The organism is Streptomyces sp. NPDC005151 (assembly GCF_053599875.1).
Genome location: NZ_JBSFYR010000006.1, coordinates 18,912 through 36,027 on the forward strand (window position 1 = coordinate 18,912; position 17,116 = coordinate 36,027).

The following is a 17,116-nucleotide window of genomic DNA, read 5'->3' on the forward strand; positions in this document are numbered from 1 at the left end:
TGAATCCTTCACCGGAATCTTCCTTTCAGTCGACTTTTCGAGCCCTCGGAGGTCGCCGGCGGAAAGAGTGAGGTTCCTTTCGGGCACGGGAGTAGCCGCACGGTAATTTGAGCTCTGCCGCACTGAAATTAGTTGGTTCGCTTCCGCTTGGCCACTGCTCGTGTTGGTAGTCGACACTACTCACGTTGGAGGTGGAGCGGGTGTTGCTCGCCATGATGTCCGCTGGCAATAATGTGCCCTGGAAAGCTTCATCGCTTTCCAGGGCACTGTCACTGCCGCCCGGCGAATTGCCTCGAATGGCTGCGGGACGCTGCGTTCAAAGGAGCGACCCGGTCGGTGCGAGGGGCAGCCGTGCCGTGACCTCGAACCCCCCGCCCGGAGTCGGCTCGGCGTTGAAATCTCCGCCGAGCAGTTGACAGCGCTCGCGCATGCCCAGGATCCCGCGGCCGGGCTTGTCCCGCCCGCCTGTGCCCGTGCCGTTGCCGGACGGCCGACGCACGGGGGTGCCGTTGGCACCGGCGCGGCCCTGGTCGGTGACGCGGATCTCCAGATGGTCGATCCCCGGGTTCACCGCGACCGTCACCTGAGTCGGGCCGGTGTGCCGGATGATGTTGGTGATCGACTCCTGGAGAATCCGGTAGGCGGCACTGTCCACCGCGCTCGGCAACGGCGCTGCGGGCGAGTCCACTTCGAGCGTGACGTCCAGTCCGGCGGCGCGTGCCTCGGCGGTGAGGTCGTCGATCTGTTCCAGGCTGGCGTGCGGCACCGGGTCGTCGTTGTCGCCACGGAGAACGCCGAGGATGGCTCGCATCTCCTGGAGCGTCCGGGAACTTGTCTGCTCGATGGTCTGCAACGCTTCGCGCGCCTGTTCCGGTCGCTTGTCGAGCACGTGCGCGGTGACCCCGGACTGTACGTTGATGATCGCAATGGCGTGAGCGACGGTGTCGTGGACTTCGCGCGCGATCCGGAGCCGCTCGGCATCGACCCGCGCGCGTGCTTCTTCCTCGAGGGTCCGTTCCGCCAGTTCCGCACGCTCTTGAGCGTCGGCAGCGATGACCCGCCGCGACCGGACGGACTCGCCGAGAGTCGTGCTCATGACCGTCACACCGATGCGGAAGAACACCCAGCCGATGGCCTCGCGCGGCTCCACGTCGGCGGATGCGAACAGCCACCCGGCGGCCAGGACCGTGGTGCCCACGCCGGCGATCGCCAAGGACCGGCGCCCGTCACCGTAGGCGGCGACGGTGTACAGGGCGATCATGAGTCCGAGCCAGCCGTACCCGTCCGGGAACTCGAGGGCGTAATACACCAAGCTGGCGACTGCGGCGGTGACGAACACCGGAACGGGCCACACGCGGCGGACGGCCACGACCAGGCCACCCGCCACCAGCAGCGCGTATCCGAGGTATCCGAAGTCGGCGAGCGAACGCTGTTCTGTCCCCCTGGCGGCGGCGAGGGCGACCGTTCCCTGCACCTGCATCACGGTGACGAAGAGCGCGAGCAGCACATCTTGGGTCAGCACCCGCAGCGAGAACGACCCGGGGCGGAGTTTCATACCGTGATCCTACTGTTCGGGTCCACGGACAACGCTCCGCTCAGACGCGCGACTTGCTACGTCGACAGGCGCAGCGCGGCACAGCCGGTTACGCCCGATTGCGTAGACATCGCCATCCGTCGTCAGAGGCCAGGGCCGCCTTGCGTGCGGGACGATCGCCGTTGTGACCGATCAACCTCCCCCATATCGAGCAGCGAGCCATGCCGCAACGCTCAACCACTGAGGAGCAGATGATGACGACAACCGAGTCTCCACGTACGGATGGAGCTCTGGCGGGACTGGGTCGTTTCTGTTTCCGCCGCCGCCGCCTGGTCCTCCTGACCTGGATCGTCGGTGTGATCGTCGTGGCGTTCGTCGGCTTCGGCTACGGCGCCGCCCCCGACAACGACTTCTCCGGAGGAGACTCGCAGTCGGCCAAGGCGCAGCAGCTGATGGAGAAGCACTTCCCCAAGGAGCAAGGGGACAGGCTGACCCTCGCGATCAAGGCTGACAAGGGAATCGACGATCCTGCCGCCAAGCAGAAGATCGAGAAGACCATCGCCGATCTCGCTGACTCACCTGTTACCGGACCGGTGACGTCGCCGTACCAGGACAAGAGCCTGGTGACGGAGGATCGTCGTATCGCCCGTATGACCGTCCCGCTGAGCGACAAGGAGGTGGAGAAGACCGAGGTCAAGCCCTTGGTGGACATCGTCAAGGACGCCTCCGACGACAGCGTCACGCTTGCGCTGGGCGGGTACATGGCGGAAAAGGCCGAGACACCCCCGCAGGGTTCGGCCGAAAGCGTGGGCCTCCTGGCCGCAGCAGTGATCTTGTTCATCGCCTTCGGGTCACTGGTGGCCATGGGCTTGCCGATCGTGACCGCCCTCCTGGCCATTGTGGCCGGCCTCGCGCTGACGAAGCTGGTGGGGCACTTGTTCCCCTCGCCGGATTTCACTCTGGTCTTCGGCGCGATGATCGGGCTCGGCGTCGGCATCGACTACGCACTGTTCATCGTGACCCGCTACAAGGACAGCCTTCGGGACGGCGATGACCCCGAGACCGCAACCGTCACGGCCATCTCCACCGCCGGTCGCGCGGTGCTGTTCGCCGGCACGACCGTTGTGATCGCGTTGCTGGGCCTGTTCGTCATGGGACAGCGGCTGATGACCGGGGTGGCCGTCGCCACGTCGATCACGGTGCTGGTAACCATGATCGCCGCGGTGACGCTGCTGCCCGCGCTCCTGGGCTTCACCGGTTACAAGATCAACTCGCTGCGCCTGCCCCGCCGCGCGTCCCGCCGGAACCAGGAGGTCAGTGCGCCGTCCCAGGAGCGCAGTACGCTCGCCGAGCGTTGGGCCGGCGTGGTGCAGCGCAGGCCGCTGGTCGCCGCACTCCTCGCCGGCGGGATCCTGCTGGTACTGGCCGCCCCCACGCTGTCGATGCGGCTGAGCCAGCCCGACGCCAGCGTCCAGCCCCGCGACCGGAGCAGCTACATCTCGTACAAGATCCTCTCCGAGGGCTTCGGTCCGGGCTACGGAGCACCCCTGGTCTTCGCCACCGAGGTCGACTCCAAGAACGCCGATCTGGGTCCCGTCGTCGAAGCGGTCAGCAAGACCGAGGGCATCGCCTCCGCCACGCCGCCCCGGGTCAGTGAGGACGGGCAGGCCGTCACCTTCACCGCCTTCCCCACGACCGGGTACCAGGACGAGGCAACCGCGAACCTGGTGCACGAGCTCCGCGACGACGTGCTGCCCCGGACCACCGGCGGCGAACAGGTCCTCGTCGGCGGACCGAACGCCAGCACCATCGACGTTGCCGAGGAGTCCGGCTCGCGCCTGCCCCTGATGATCGCGGTCGTCATCGCGATGTCCATGGTGTTGCTGATCGCGCTGGTCCGGTCGGTCACGATCGCCCTGCAGGCCGCCGTGATGAACCTGCTGTCGATCGGCGCCGCCTACGGTGTGGTGGTGGCGGTCGTGCAGTGGGGATGGTTCGGCCCGGCCTTGGGCTTTCCCGCGGCCATGCCGGTCACGACCTGGGTCCCGATGATGATGTTCCCGGTCCTGTTCGGTCTGTCGATGGACTACCAGGTGTTCCTGATCTCGCGGGTCCGTGAGGAGTACGAGCGCACCGGCGACACCCGCGAGGCCGTCGCCCGAGGGCTGGCGCGGACCGCCAAGGTGATCACGGCCGCGGCCGCCATCATGATCGCGGTCTTCACCACCTCACTGCTCGGCCCCGACGTCGCGGTCAAGCAGGGAGGTCTGGGCATGGCCGTCGCCGTGCTCATCGACGCCACCATCGTCCGGATGATCTTCGTCCCCGCGGTGATGGAACTGTGCGGCAAGGCCAACTGGTGGATGCCCGGACGCCGGGCACCGAAGACGGTCTCGGCACCCCCGGCCGAGGTCGAGGGAGGGGTCAAGGTCTGACCCTCCCGCAGCCTGGATCCACCGTCACGGTGGATCCAGGCTGTCCCCCTGCGCTTTCTCAACTACGTATCAAGCATCCGAAAGGAACTCCATGTCCGTCCGTCGCTTGCTCACCGCCGCACCGGCAGCCCTGCTCGGGGTGCTGGCACTTGCCGCACCGGCAGCCGCACAGGTCTCGCTCGCCGAGGAGGACAGCGGCGGCTCCGGCCGGGCCGTGTCCGGGGTGGCCCTGCTGCTCGCGCTGGCCGGCGTCGTCGTCGGCGTGCTGGCGCTGCGCTCCGCCGGTCGCGCCGGCGGCGGCCAGGGACCGGGCAGGGCCTTCACCGCCGTGGCGCTCGGACTGGTCGGCGCCATCGTCGGCGCCGTCGCGCTGGCCGGCTCCGACGCGGACGCCGGCACCGGCAACGGGCAGGGCGGGGGCGTCGTCGCGGTGGTGCTCGCGCTGATCGGCATGGCCATCGGCGGCCTGGCGCTGGCCCGTTCGCGCCGCACCGCCTGACCAGGCAGGGCATCTGTTGATCGACGGGCCCGGTAGGGCGTACGGCTCGATCTCGCCGCCGCCGGCCGCCACGCACGTGGCGGCCGGCGGCGCGTTTCCTCGGCCAGGGCTCAGCGGCGGGCTGCCGGAGTGAACAGCTCGACGAGGTTGCCCGCGGGGTCGGCCAGCAGCAGTTGGCGTCCGCCGGGCCCCGAGACGATGTCGCTGCGGAGCACCACGCCGGCCTTCTGCAGCCGATCCCGCTCGGCCTCGAGGTCGTCGACGACGAGGTGGATGCGGTTGCGCCCGCTGCAGGCTACGTCCGCGGGCGTGGCGCGCGCCCCCGAGCTGGGCGGGCCGGAGAGCAGTAGCCGCAGCGGCCCTCGTACGACATCGGCGAAGGCGGGCGGAAACGCGTTGAGCACGGTGAAGTCGAGATGAGTGGTGTAGAAGTCGATCGCGGCCTGGACGTCGTCGACGATGTAGCGGACGCTCGCCAGGGCGCCCTCGCTCTCGTTCCCGGTCATGCAGGATCTCTCCTCGTGGCGGCGGTCGGCAAAGTGCGCGGTGAGGCCGGAACGGCCTTCTGCCGCACGGCCGTTGACGGTCAGAGCATAGGCCGCATCCACCCCGTTCACCGCGTCGGCATTCCGCTGCGGAAGCTGGCGTAGCCGCGTGATGCGGCCGAGGATCTTCGCGTATCCGGTGTCCGACCAGGCCGGGCGCGGCACGAGGCGCGACCTCTATGGGGACGGCGGCGCTGCTCTGCACATATGCCAGCGGGGCATGACGACTCCGGCCGGACGGGAGTGACGGGCAGTCCCCGACGGCCGAGCCGTCGTGGTCCGGCCGGGGTGGCGCGCCATCTCGCCACGGCACGCCGGAATCCCGTGAATGGGCCATGTGCGCAGGGGCGGGATGGCCCGAGAGTGCTGTACCGCGCACATATGACGACGTCGTCACCACGACGTCCTCGATAGCGGAGGTGTCATGGGCACGATCGATCCATCTGCAGATGGTGACCGCTACGTCACGCTGCACGACAGCCCTCAGTTCAGGTCCTTGCGGCGCCAATCGAATACCTTCATCGCCTGGGCGAGCGGCATTTTCTATGGGTGGTGGTTCCTCGTCATCCTGCTCGCCGCCTTCGTGCCGGACTTCTTCCGGGAAGGGCTCGTCGGCCCCATAAATGTGGGCCTGCTGTTCGTATTTCTGTCGCTCAACCTGGTGGTGGTGGTCTCTTCGGCATACCTGCGATTCGCCCGTACCCGGCTGGATCCCCTCAGTGAGCGGGTCCGGGCGGACCTGGAAGGAAGTGTCCGATGACCGGAATTCTTGCGGCCCCTCATATGCCCCCGGTGGAGAACACATGGGCGGCGCCCGCGATCGCCACCGCGGTCGCCATCGCCCTCGCGGCCGTGGTCTTCGCTCTCGTGAGGGCGGCGCGCGGCAGCATACGCACCCCGGACGACTTCCTCCTCGCGGGCCGGACGATCGGCGCCGGTCAGAACACCCTCGCGATGCTCGGCGGGTTCATCATGTACTCGACTGTGATCATCATAGTCGGGCACGTCGCGCTGAACGGCTTCGACGCCATTCTCATGCTGACGGCCTTCATGATGGGCACGGTGCTCGGGGTGCTGATCTACGCCTCGCCGATGCGGAACGTGGGCGGGCACACGATGGGCGACTTGTTCGTGCTGCGCGCCCGCGAGCGCCCCGCACGGATCGCATCAGCAGTGGTCACTCTGACGGTCTACGGCATGTTCATGGTCTCCATGCTGGCCGCTATCGGTCTGGTCGGCGCCCGTATGTTCGACAACAGTCCCGAGCCGAACATGGCCATCGCGGGCGTCGTGGTCGTCGTCGTCAGCCTGGTCGTCATTGTGTGGGTGTTCATGGGCGGGATGCTCGGAGTCACCCGGATGCTGGTGCTCAAGGCGGTTCTGATGACCGCCTTCGTGGCGGTGCTGACCGCGGTGGTCATGGTCAAGTACAAGCTGAACATCTTCGACCTGCTCGATGACGCCCAGGCCAATGCGAAGCCGGACGATCGCGGGTTTGATCTCCTGGGTCCCGGCCGCCTGTTCGGCGAAGGCTCCACCCCGCTGTCGGGGCAGGATCCGTGGGTTCACCTGTCGAAGCTCTTCTGCATCGCCGTCGGTGGCATGGGGATGCCATGGGTCTTCATGCGTTTCTACGTGGCGAGGAGCGGACGGGAGGCGCGGCAGTCGGCCGGCTGGGCGGCCATGATCGCCGTCGGGTTCTATCAGTGCCTGATCATCCTTGGTCTCGGTGCCGTCGCGATACTCGGCGCAAACAACATCGGCGGGCGCGGCGAACACCGGGACATCACCCTGCCCAAGCTCGTGGACGACCTCGGCGGTACGTGGGCGTCCGGCCTGTTCGGTGGGCTTGCTCTGATCTCAGTCGCCGCAATTTTTGCAGCTCTGCTGATCAACGGAGCGACGTCCTTCACCAAGGACATCAATGCGGCACGTGGCCGGCAGCCGGATCCGGACGCCGAACTGAAGGACATACGGCGCAATGTGCTGCGCATCGGAATCGCCTCGCTCGTCCTGGGTTCTGCGATGGTGCCCCTGTTCACCCACGTCTTCATTCCGACCGCAGTCGACATAGGAGCCGCCACGGTCCTGCCGGCGATCCTCTACTCGCTGTACTGGCGGCGCTTCAACACTCGGGGACTGATGTGGACGGTCTACGGAGGGATGGCCGTGACTCTGGTCATGGTCGTGTTCTCCAACGGGGTGTCGGGTGCTCCCACCACCGCCATGTTCCCCGACCTCAACTTCAAGCTCTTTGACATCGAGCCCGGACTGCTCTCGACGCCGATCGCCTTCCTGCTCGGCTACATCGGAACAGTCACCAGCAGCGAGCGCAACGACGCGGGCTTCGCCGAGCTGCAGGTCCGTGCCTTCACGGGCGCCACTGCCCCCACTCGTAAGGACCCGCTCGCGGACGGACAGGACCGGGAGAGCCAGACACCCAGCGCAGCACTTTGAGGTGCCGCAGTTCCTTGACCTTCTGTGTGGAGTCCGGCAGTTCGCCGCCGGACTCCACACAGATGTCGCAGCGGAACGCCAAGCAGACCGCCGCGCTCGCGGCTAAGAGCCTGTCGGGTGACCTTCGATCGGAAAGCGGACGTGGTCTGGTGCGTGCGATTCCAAGGCGCCGAAAGGCCCTCGGATGGGGTCTCCCCTGCTCGAACGAAGCTGAGAGCTTGGGGAAGGAGCTACTAGGGCATTTCGGCAAGCGTGCGTGCCAGGGCGTGGCCGCCCGATCAGAGGTCACCCGACAGGCTCTAAGGGGTGACGAGCCCTGTCCGATAGGCGATGACGACCAGTTGGGCGCGGTCCCGCGCACCCAGTTTCACCATCGCGTGGCTGACGTGGGTGCGCGCGGTGGCCGGGCTCAGGCACAGCGCAGTGCCGATCTCGTCGTTGCTCAGGCCCTGTCCCACCAGAGCCAGCACTTCACGTTCGCGCTGGGTCAGGACCGCCAGTCGGTTCTCGCCGGCCTGCGTGGCGACCCGGTGCGCGGTGAACTGGGCGATCAGGCGTCGGGTGATCCGCGGGGCGAGCAACGCGTCTCCGGCGGCGACGACCCGGATGGCATGGAGGAGTTCGGCCGGTCCCGCGTCCTTGAGCATGAAGCCGCTGGCGCCGGCCTGCAGTGCTTCGAAGACGTACGCATCGGTCTCGTAGGTGGTGAGTATCAGGACCCGGACATGCTGAAGCCCCTGCGTCTTGGCGATCTGGCTGGTGGCCTGGATCCCGTCGAGCTTCGGCATGCGGATGTCCATGAGCACGACGTCGGGGCGGGTCGTACGGGCCCGCTCGACGGCCTCGGCACCGTCGGTGGCCTCCCCCACCACCTCGATGTCGTCCTCGACGTCGATCAGAACCTTGAACCCGGATCGCACAAGACGCTCGTCATCGGCGAGCAGAACTTTGATCGGAGCGTTGCCGAGCGAGGAGGTGCCTGCCGCGTTCATAGCCCAGGATCATACTGCCGGGGCGGGTGACGCCGAATGCTCGACTATCCGTGATCACCTACGGCGCAGAGCGCGATCAAACGCCAACCCCGTACGCAGATCTGCGTACGCAGAGCCATCCGCTATCGGAGGACGTTCCGGGGCGTCGACGCGACGATTCCTTTGTGAACCCGCCGACGGAAACAAGCACGTCAGTGACCACACCAACCCGAAGGGCGCTCTTCGATGCGTAAAGCCATCGCCGGACTGGCGGCAGTGATCATGTTCGCGATCGTGGTGCAGTTCTTCCTGGCCGGCAGTGGAGCGTTCGACACTGCGCCCATCGACGAGGCATTCCGGCCGCACCGGGCGCTGGGCTACATGATCGTCCTCCTTGCGCTCGTGACGACGCTGACCGCCGCGCTGGCCCGCGTGCCCGGTCGGCTCGTCGGCATGACCGGTCTGCTCGCCGGGCTGGGGATCGCCCAGCCCGTGATCGCGACCATCGCCAAGGCATTCGGTGACACAGACGACTCCTCGACCGCGGGTCAATTCGTCTTCGGCCTGCACGCGGTCAACGCGCTGATCATGATGGCCGTGGCCGTCAGGATCCTCCGCCAGGCGCGAGAGCTGTCGAACTCCTCGGAATCCACCGCGCGGGCCGCCGGCGACGACGCCCGAGCTGCCGGACCCGCCCCGGGATCCGCTCAGTGACCACGGCCCAGTTGATTCTCCTGGACCATGCCGTTGCCCTGCTGGGCGTCGTGTCGTGGTTCGGGGCCGGCGTCGCGGTGGCCCTCCGGCGCCACCAGCTCGGATTCGGACTGCTCATCGCGGCTGTCCTGGTCACGCTCAGCCGGGTCGCCACCGTGTCGGTCCTGGTCGGCCGCGGCTGGTGGTTCGTAGCGGAAAAGGTGCTGCTGGGGCTTCCGTTGCTCGGTGTCGCCGGGGTGGCCGCGGTGCTCATCGCGGGGCCTCGGCTGTGGGCGGCGAGGAAGGCGGCCGGCGAGCGCCTGCCGGCGAGCTGCGTCGTCTCGCTGCTCATCGCCGCCTACGCCGCGCTGGCCGGCCTCCTGGTGACCTTCCTCGCCGGGTACCCCCTCACCTTGTCGACCGCGCTGATCACTGTCTCGCTGGTGTCGGCCGGCGCCGTGCTGACCGCCCGTGTCGTGGCGCGAGAGGCGGACGGCGAGGGGGTGCGCGCAGAGACGGACCGTCATGCCGCCTTCAACCGGCGGCGGTTCATCAACACCGCCGTCGGAGCCGGTGTCGTGGGTGCGGGGGGCACAGGCGTCGGCCTGCTGTTCCGATCCACCGACTCCGTGGTCACCGGAGGCGGCGCAGCTCACTCGTCCAGCTCCGGTCCGGCACTGTCGGTGGCCGATCTGCGCGGGCTCGGGAGTCCGTCTCCCGGCGGTGCCAGGCGCCGGCACGTGCTCACCGCGAAGAAGGCCACCGTACGACTGGAGTCCGGGCGGGAGATCGACGCGTGGACGTACAACGGCCAGGTACCGGGCCCGGCGATCACCGCCACCGAGGGTGATCTGATCGAGGTGACGCTGCGCAACAGCGACATCGAGGACGGGGTCACACTGCATTGGCACGGCTACGACGTGCCGTGTGGTGAGGATGGCGTGCCGGACCTGACACAGCGTCCGGTGGCACCCGGTGAGGAGTTCGTCTACCGATTCCGCGCCGACCAGGTGGGCACCTACTGGTACCACACCCACGAGGCATCGGACCCCGGCGTGCGCAAGGGACTGTACGGGACGCTCGTCGTCACACCACGAGACGGACAGCCGACGGGTGAGGGCTCCGGCCCGCAGCAGGTGGACCTCACGCTGCCCGTGCACACGTTCGCCGGTACCGCGGTCGTGGGGGACCAGGACGGGCGCACCGCACACACCGCGGCACCCGGTACGGCGGTACGGCTGCGGCTGATCAACACCGATTCGGATCCGCACGTGCTCGCGCTGGCCGGGACGCAGTTCCGGATCGCGGCCGTCGACGGCCGGGACCTCAACCATCCCGAGCAGGTCCGTGACGTGAGCCTGCGGCTGCCCGCCAGCGGGCGCTACGACCTGGTGTTCGTCATGCCGGACACGGCCGTCGCGCTGGTGCTCGACAACGACCGCGACACCGGGGTGTTGCTGCGCCCGGAGGAGGACGCCGAAGGCGAGCCACGGATCGAGGACACCTCCGGCTGGCCGGAGCTCGATCTCCTGCGGTACGGAACGCCTGCTCGTGCCCCGTTCGATCCGGACGCCGCCGACCGGGACTTCACCCTCGTCCTGGACCGCGCTGTCGCCATGGTCGACGGCCGGCCGGCCTACGCACAGACGGTCAACGGGCTGGGGCACCCATCGATCCCGGACCTGCTGGTCACCGAAGGCGATGTCGTCCGGTTCAAGGTCGTCAACCGAAGCCTGGAGACCCACCCCTGGCATCTGCACGGCCATCCCGTGCTGATCCTGTCCAGGGACGGGACGTCCTCATCCGGCAGTCCCCTGTGGGTGGACACGTTCGACGTGCGGGCGGGAGAGGTCTGGGAGGTGGCGTTCAAAGCCGACAACCCCGGGATCTGGATGAACCACTGCCACAACCTGCCCCACGCCGAGCAGGGAATGATGCTGCGCGTCTCCTACCACGGGGTCACCACGCCCTTCGGAGACGCACACGCCAGTCACGGGTAGGAGCCGGCGACCCGAAGCGGCGGCACCGTGACCGGTGCCGCCGGCGGTGTCACTGCGGGCGGAGCAGCGCGATGGTGCGGTCCCGCCGTCCCCACGCGAGCACGGCGACGAGTGGGAGGAGGACCACCGCCAGGACCGAGGGCGTGCCGGCGACGAGGTTCGTGATCACCGCGCCGGTCATCAGGCCCGTCAGCCCGAGCGCGGCGAGACCCGTCAGCCGCGGCACGAGCAGGCCGAGGGCGCCGATGACCTCAACGGTGCCGGTGAGGTACCTGAGCCACTGGCCGGCCCCGATCTCGTCGAAGAACTCGACCATCTGCTGTGCGCCGACGAGCTTCGCGGTGCCGGCGGCCAGATAGAACGGCACCAGGAGCACCTGGATCACCAGCAGGGCGACGTTCGCGGCCCCGCGCGGTCTCACGCCCGGCGACGTTGCTCGCCTACTCACTGTGTCCCTCCGCGGTGCTGTGCGTCGACGCGCGCCACGCCGGTGTCTCCCGCGTCGCTGAGCAGCGAGACGAGCAGGTCACGGAGGATGCGCGGGCCGTGCTGGGTGAGGATGGACTCGAGGTGGAACTGCACGGATCGGAACCCCGTGCCGCGCAGGCCGTGCACCTCGCCGGTGTCGGGGTTCCGGCTCACCTCGATGGGCTTGTGCTGCCCCGTGCCTGGAACGAAGTCGTGCTCCGAGCGGGCGGCGTAGGTGTTGTAGAAGCCCACGAGTTCGGACTGGCCGAACAGGTTGATCCGCTTCTGGACGCCCTGGCTGGGCACCGTGCGCCGGACGAGGTCGAAGCCCAGCTCCCTGGCGAGTATCTGATGGCCCAGGCAGATGGACAGGAAGGGGACGGAGCCGGCGAGCAGGTCGCGGGTGAGCGCGCGGAGCGTGTTCACCCGGGGGGCGGTCGCGTCGCGCGGGTCGCCCGGGCCGGGACCGACGACGGCGAGGTCGTATCCCTCCCGCGGCAGCGGACTGTCGAAGCGCGTGATCGTGGTCTTCAGGCCGAGGGCGCGCAGCTGATGGCCGAGCATCCCCATGAAGGTGTCCTCGTTGTCGACGAGCAGCACGCGCCGCCCGTCCAGAGCCGGGTCCGGTCCGCCGCGGTGCTCACCGGCGAGCCAGAACCGCGACAGCGTGGCGTTGCGGCTCTCCAGCGCCCGGCGCACCCGGGGGTCGGCGGCCGGTGACGCGGGCGCTCCCACGGGGGCGGGCCGGCCCCTGGCGCCGCTGCCGGGCGGTGCGAGGCCGAGCGCTTCGAGCATGCCCGCGGCCTTGGCCCGGGTCTCGGCCACCTCGGAGCCGGGGTCGGAGTCGCGGACCAGGGTGGCGCCGACGCCCAGGCGGAGGCGGCCGTCGTCGCCGACCTCGGCGGTCCGGATCATGATCGCCGAGTCGAGGGTACGGCTGCCCGCCGCATCGCGGCCGACGAGGGCGAGGATGCCGCCGTAGTGTCCGCGGCCTGTGGTCTCGTGGCGGGCGATGACGCGGAAGGCGTTCTCGAGGGGACTGCCGGTGACGGTCGGTGCGAGCAGGGTCTCCCGCAGCACGTCGCGCACATCGAGTTCGCTGTCGCCGGTCAGGATGTATTCGGAGTGGGTCAGGCGCGCCATTTCCTTGAGGAAGGGGCCGTGCACCCGGCCGCCGGTGGTGCACATGCGGGCCATCATTTTCAGCTCTTCGTCCACGACCATGTAGAGCTCATTGGCCTCTTTCGGGTCGTTCAGGAACTTCAGCAGCCCGGACATGTCCGGGCCGGCCGAGGGGTGCCGATAGGTCCCGCTGATGGGGTTCATGGAGACGGTGCCGTCGGCCATGCCGACGTGCCGCTCCGGTGACGCTCCGATGAACGTTCCCGCGCCGGTGTGGAACAGGAACGTCCAGTGCGACCCGAGCTCACCGGTCAGCAGCCGCCGGAACACGGCGAGTTCCGTGCGGACCGAGCAGTCCTCCAGCCGCGCGGTGAAGGAACGTCTGATGACGAAGTTGGAACCGGCGCCCTGTCCGATCTCTTCGCTCAGCACCCGCTTGACGGCCGCCGCGTATTCCTCGTCGCTGATGTCGAAGCCGGCCTCGGACACGCGTACGTCCTGCTCGGGCAGGCCGGCCAGCGCATCGTCGCGGCTGAGCGTGGTCTGCCGGGCGACCCGCATGGTGAGCAGGGGCGCGTGATCGTCGCGGCAGGCGAAGCCCCGCTCGGTGATCTGCCGGTACGGAACCGCCACGAGCAGGTCGTGCCGCGCGCCGCCCGCCGGCCCGTCGGGCAGGGGCAGTTCGGCGAGGCTGCCCACGTCGCGGACCTCGCCGGTGAGAACCTCCACGCGCGCGTCCGGCGCCGAGCCGGGCCGGTAGAGCAGGGCGAAGGCGCGCCCGTCCGCACCGAGGCCGGCCAGCGCATCGCCGGGGTCGGCCGGAGCGTCCGGGGAGTTGGCCGTACTCGAATCCGTCCCGTGCATATGTGCTCCCCTTCGCGTGAGCTCAGATCGCCCTCTGGATATTGCGGTGGCGAAAGGCACCGGACATGACGTGAAGCCGCCATCGCGTGATTCCGGTTACGCCCGGCGGCATGGCGTGAACTGCTGAATGCGGTGGCACTACTCGGGCGAGTAGTGGGCCCCGGCGCGACGGCCCGCCTACTGTCGAGCCCAATCCGACACAACGTTCGGCGAGGGGTGGCGAAATCGACTGTGGATGTGTTGGTCCAGAAATTCGGCGGTACTTCCCTCCAGACGCTCGAGTGCGTCCGTCGCGCCGCCCTGCGCATCTCGGCGGCGCGGCGGAGCGGATCGGCGGTGGCCGTGGTCGTCTCGGCGCGCGGCAGCCGGACCGATGATCTGCTGCGGCTGGCGGCCGACGTCGGTGCCGCCGATCCGTCCCGGGAGCTGGATCAGCTCCTGGCCGTGGGCGAGTCCGAGTCGGCGGCGCTGATGGCCCTCGCCCTGAACGGGCTGGGGGTGCCGGCGATCTCGCTGACCGGGCACCAGGCCGGAATCCGGACCACTGACCGGCACGGCGACGCGCTCATCACGAGCATCGGGGCCGACCGGGTGCGGTCGGCTCTGGAGGGTGGCAGGGTCGCCGTGGTCACGGGGTTTCAGGGGGTGACCCGCACCGGGGACATCGCCACGCTCGGCCGCGGCGGTTCCGACACGACCGCGGTGGCGCTGGCGGCGCGGCTGCGCGCGTCGGTGTGCGAGATCTACACCGACGTGGACGGCGTCTTCAGCGCCGATCCCCGCATCCTGCCCGCGGCTCGCTGCCTGCCGTGGGTCCCACCCGGCGTGATGGCGGAGATGGCGTTCGCGGGCGCGAGGGTGCTGCATACCCGTTGCATCGAACTGGCCGCCATGGAAGGGGTCGAAGTGCACGTCCGTAACGCGTCGACGCAGGTGCCAGGAACGACCGTCGCCGACCGGCAGGACGCCGGGCCGCTGGAGACCCGGCGGGCCGTCGTGGCGGTGACCCACGACACCGACGTCGCGCGCGTACTGGTGCACTGCCGGGACATCCACCAGGACATGGCTCCAGACGTCTTCGAGGTGCTGGCCGCCCAGGGGACGGTGGTGGACCTGGTCGCCAGGTCCGGACCCCACGAGAACGAGTTCCGCATGGGGTTCACGATCCGCCGCAGCCAGGCCGAACTTGTGCGGGACGCACTGCACAAGCTGACGGCCACCTTCGGCGGGGGTGTGCACTTCGACGAGAACGTCGGCAAGGTGTCGGTGGTCGGGATGGGCCTGCTCAGCCGTCCCGAGTACACCGCCCGGCTGATGTCCGCGTTGGCCGGCGCCGGGATTCCGACGAGCTGGATCTCCACCTCCCAGATGCGGCTCTCCGTGGTCGTGCCGCGGGAACGCGTCGTCGACGCCGTCGAGACCCTGCACCGCGAGTTCCACCTCGACCAGCCTGGGCCGGCAGACGTCACGTCCGCGACGAACTCCGGTCGTTCCGCGACCGCTTGAGAGAGGCAGGGCACAGTGGCTGTACACAACGCGCCGTTCGCTCGGAGTCTGCGCTTGCGGCGCCTCTTCCGTCAGGGCGACGGGCGGCTGCTCGTCGTACCGCTCGATCACTCCGTCACGGACGGTCCGCTGGGCCGTGGCGACCTGGACTCCCTGCTCGGTGAGCTCGCCGGCACCGGTGTCGACGCCGTGGTGCTGCACAAGGGCAGTCTCCGCCACGTCAGCCACGGCTGGTTCCGTGACATGTCGCTCATCGTGCATCTGAGCGTGAGCACGAGGCACGCTCCCGATCCCGACGCGAAATACCTGGTCGCCGACGTGGACGAGGCGCTGCGGCTGGGCGCCGACGCGGTCAGCGTGCACGTCAACATGGGGTCGCCCCAGGAGGCCCGGCAGATCGCCGACATGGCGGCCGTGGCGCGGGAGTGCGACCGCTGGAACGTCCCGCTGCTGGCCATGGTGTACGCCCGCGGACCGCAGATCACCGATTCCCGGGCGCCGGAGCTGGTGGCGCACGCCGCCACGCTCGCCGCGGACCTGGGCGCGGACATCGTCAAGACCGACTACGCGGGAACACCCGAGCAGATGGCCGACGTGGTCCGGGCCTGCCCGATCCCGGTCATCGTGGCCGGCGGCCCGCGCTCGACCGACACCGACACCGTGCTGTCCTATGTGTCCGACGCGCTGCGCGGTGGCGCGGCCGGCGTGGCCATGGGACGCAACGTCTTCCAGGCTGACCAGCCCGGCTGGATGGCAGCCACGATCGCGCGGCTGGTGCACGAGTCGCCGCACGTCCCGGGCCGGGACGGCGTCGACGACCGGCTCGCCCTCACGTCCTGACACCCCCTGACCTTCCGCCCCTTTTGCGACCTTCCGCCGAGGAGATACCTGTGAAGCTGTGCTGGCTGGACATCCGTAACGTCACCGGGGCCAAGGAGGCCATAGTCGAGGAGGCCGTCCACCAGCGGGTGGACGCCGTCGTGGCGGCCGATCCGGCTGATCTGGAGACGCTGCCCCCGACGGTGAAGAAGGTCCTGTTCCCGCAGAACGGGCCGCTGCCCGAGAAGCTGTCGTCCGCCGACCTCGTCATCGTCGAGCCGGCCCGGCACGGGGAGCCCGCCGAGCTGGCCCAGCAGTACCCCGATGTGGAGTTCGGCCGGTTCGTGGAGATCACGGACGCCGACAGCCTTGAGGACGCCTGCCGCGCCGCGCGCCACGACAGGTGGAGCCTGCTGTACTTCCGCGACCCCACCAAGATCCCGCTGGAGATCGTGCTGGCCGCCGCGGCCGGAGCGGACGGCAGCATCATCACGCAGGTGGCCGACGTCGAGGAGGCGGAGATCGTCTTCGGTGTCCTCGAGCACGGCTCCGACGGCGTGATGCTCGCCCCGCGCACCGTGGGGGAGGCCACCGAACTGAAGGCCGCCGCGGTCAGCAAGGCCGCGGACCTGGATCTGGTGGAGCTGGAGGTCACCGGGATCCGCCGGGTGGGCATGGGGGAGCGGGCCTGCGTCGACACCTGCACGAACTTCGGGCTCGACGAGGGCATCCTCGTCGGCTCGCACTCCACCGGCATGATCCTGTGCTGCAGCGAGACCCACCCGCTCCCGTACATGCCGACCCGGCCGTTCCGGGTCAACGCCGGCGCGCTGCACTCGTACACGCTGTCGGCCGACGGGCGCACCAACTACCTCAGCGAGCTCCGCTCCGGCGGCCGCGTGCTGGCCGTCGACGCGCAGGGGAAGTCACGGGTCGTCACCGTGGGCCGGGTCAAGATCGAGACGCGGCCGCTGCTCGCGATCGACGCGGTCGCGCCCTCGGGCGTGAAGGTCAACCTCATCGTCCAGGACGACTGGCACGTACGGGTGCTCGGGCCGGGCGGCACGGTGCTGAACGTCACGGAGCTGACGGAGGGCACGAAGGTTCTCGGCTGTCTGCCGGTCGAGCAGCGGCATGTCGGCTACCCGATCGACGAGTTCTGCATCGAGAAGTGAGCGACGGCCACGAGGGGGAGCGAGCGGT

14 protein-coding genes are annotated in these 17,116 nt (G+C 69.1%); 9 read left to right on the top strand and 5 right to left on the bottom strand.

The annotated features are described in order from the left end of the window. Positions 1–316: 316 nt before the first annotated feature. On the bottom strand, positions 317–1,555 hold the full coding sequence (locus ACWD6R_RS05290; RefSeq protein WP_451817485.1) for a sensor histidine kinase: 1,239 nt from the start codon (positions 1,553–1,555) through the stop codon (positions 317–319). A gap of 233 nt (positions 1,556–1,788) precedes the next feature. Here ACWD6R_RS05290 and ACWD6R_RS05295 point away from each other — a divergent pair, with 233 nt between their 5' ends. Both ACWD6R_RS05295 and ACWD6R_RS05300 read left to right on the top strand, forming a co-directional pair. Beyond that, entirely contained in the window at positions 1,789–3,969 is a 2,181-nt protein-coding gene (locus ACWD6R_RS05295; protein WP_451817486.1) for an MMPL family transporter, read from the top strand. Between the two features lie 91 nt (positions 3,970–4,060). Then, positions 4,061–4,468 (top strand): DUF6223 family protein, encoded by a 408-nt coding sequence (locus tag ACWD6R_RS05300; protein ID WP_451817487.1) that lies wholly within the window; start codon positions 4,061–4,063, stop codon positions 4,466–4,468. Between the two features lie 110 nt (positions 4,469–4,578). Here ACWD6R_RS05300 and ACWD6R_RS05305 read toward each other — a convergent pair whose 3' ends face one another. Then, positions 4,579–5,178, bottom strand: coding sequence for a VOC family protein (locus ACWD6R_RS05305; RefSeq protein ID WP_451817488.1), 600 nt, complete (start codon positions 5,176–5,178; stop codon positions 4,579–4,581). 259 nt (positions 5,179–5,437) lie between these two features. Here ACWD6R_RS05305 and ACWD6R_RS05310 point away from each other — a divergent pair, with 259 nt between their 5' ends. Together ACWD6R_RS05310 and ACWD6R_RS05315 are read left to right on the top strand one after the other, a co-directional pair. Continuing rightward, complete coding sequence (locus ACWD6R_RS05310; protein ID WP_451817489.1) at positions 5,438–5,773, top strand: DUF485 domain-containing protein; 336 nt, start codon at positions 5,438–5,440, stop codon at positions 5,771–5,773. Beyond that, positions 5,770–7,470 carry a solute symporter family protein gene (locus ACWD6R_RS05315; protein WP_451817490.1) on the top strand — a complete coding sequence of 567 codons (1,701 nt, stop codon included), beginning with the start codon at positions 5,770–5,772 and terminating at the stop codon, positions 7,468–7,470. The genes ACWD6R_RS05310 and ACWD6R_RS05315 overlap by 4 nt, the downstream gene beginning before the upstream one ends. Before the next feature lie 299 nt (positions 7,471–7,769). Here ACWD6R_RS05315 and ACWD6R_RS05320 read toward each other — a convergent pair whose 3' ends face one another. Continuing rightward, entirely contained in the window at positions 7,770–8,462 is a 693-nt protein-coding gene (locus tag ACWD6R_RS05320; RefSeq protein ID WP_451817491.1) for a response regulator transcription factor, read from the bottom strand. 225 nt (positions 8,463–8,687) lie between these two features. Here ACWD6R_RS05320 and ACWD6R_RS05325 point away from each other — a divergent pair, with 225 nt between their 5' ends. Together ACWD6R_RS05325 and ACWD6R_RS05330 are read left to right on the top strand one after the other, a co-directional pair. After that, the gene (locus ACWD6R_RS05325) at positions 8,688–9,155 is read left to right on the top strand and encodes a DUF6220 domain-containing protein (protein ID WP_451817492.1); all 468 of its coding nucleotides are present in this window, start codon (positions 8,688–8,690) and stop codon (positions 9,153–9,155) included. Further along, the gene (locus ACWD6R_RS05330; protein WP_451817493.1) at positions 9,152–11,134 is read left to right on the top strand and encodes a multicopper oxidase family protein; all 1,983 of its coding nucleotides are present in this window, start codon (positions 9,152–9,154) and stop codon (positions 11,132–11,134) included. The genes ACWD6R_RS05325 and ACWD6R_RS05330 overlap by 4 nt, the downstream gene beginning before the upstream one ends. A 49-nt stretch (positions 11,135–11,183) precedes the next feature. Here the strand turns inward: ACWD6R_RS05330 and ACWD6R_RS05335 are convergent, their stop codons facing one another. Together ACWD6R_RS05335 and ACWD6R_RS05340 are read right to left on the bottom strand one after the other, a co-directional pair. After that, a complete protein-coding gene (locus ACWD6R_RS05335) occupies positions 11,184–11,555 on the bottom strand; it encodes a DoxX family protein (RefSeq protein ID WP_451817494.1) in 372 nt (123 codons plus the stop codon). A 23-nt stretch (positions 11,556–11,578) separates the two neighbouring features. Further along, positions 11,579–13,588: an anthranilate synthase family protein gene (locus tag ACWD6R_RS05340; protein ID WP_451817495.1), complete on the bottom strand. Its 2,010-nt coding sequence runs from the start codon at positions 13,586–13,588 to the stop codon at positions 11,579–11,581. Positions 13,589–13,825: 237 nt separating this feature from the next. Here ACWD6R_RS05340 and ACWD6R_RS05345 point away from each other — a divergent pair, with 237 nt between their 5' ends. From ACWD6R_RS05345 to ACWD6R_RS05355, 3 genes are read left to right on the top strand one after another with little or no spacing between them, the layout of a single operon-like run. After that, positions 13,826–15,094, top strand: coding sequence for an aspartate kinase (locus tag ACWD6R_RS05345; RefSeq protein ID WP_451817496.1), 1,269 nt, complete (start codon positions 13,826–13,828; stop codon positions 15,092–15,094). 15 nt (positions 15,095–15,109) lie between these two features. Then, a complete protein-coding gene (locus ACWD6R_RS05350; RefSeq protein WP_451817497.1) occupies positions 15,110–15,934 on the top strand; it encodes a 2-amino-3,7-dideoxy-D-threo-hept-6-ulosonate synthase in 825 nt (274 codons plus the stop codon). A 50-nt stretch (positions 15,935–15,984) separates the two neighbouring features. Further along, on the top strand, positions 15,985–17,088 hold the full coding sequence (locus ACWD6R_RS05355) for a 3-dehydroquinate synthase II family protein (protein WP_451817498.1): 1,104 nt from the start codon (positions 15,985–15,987) through the stop codon (positions 17,086–17,088). Positions 17,089–17,116: the final 28 nt, after the last annotated feature.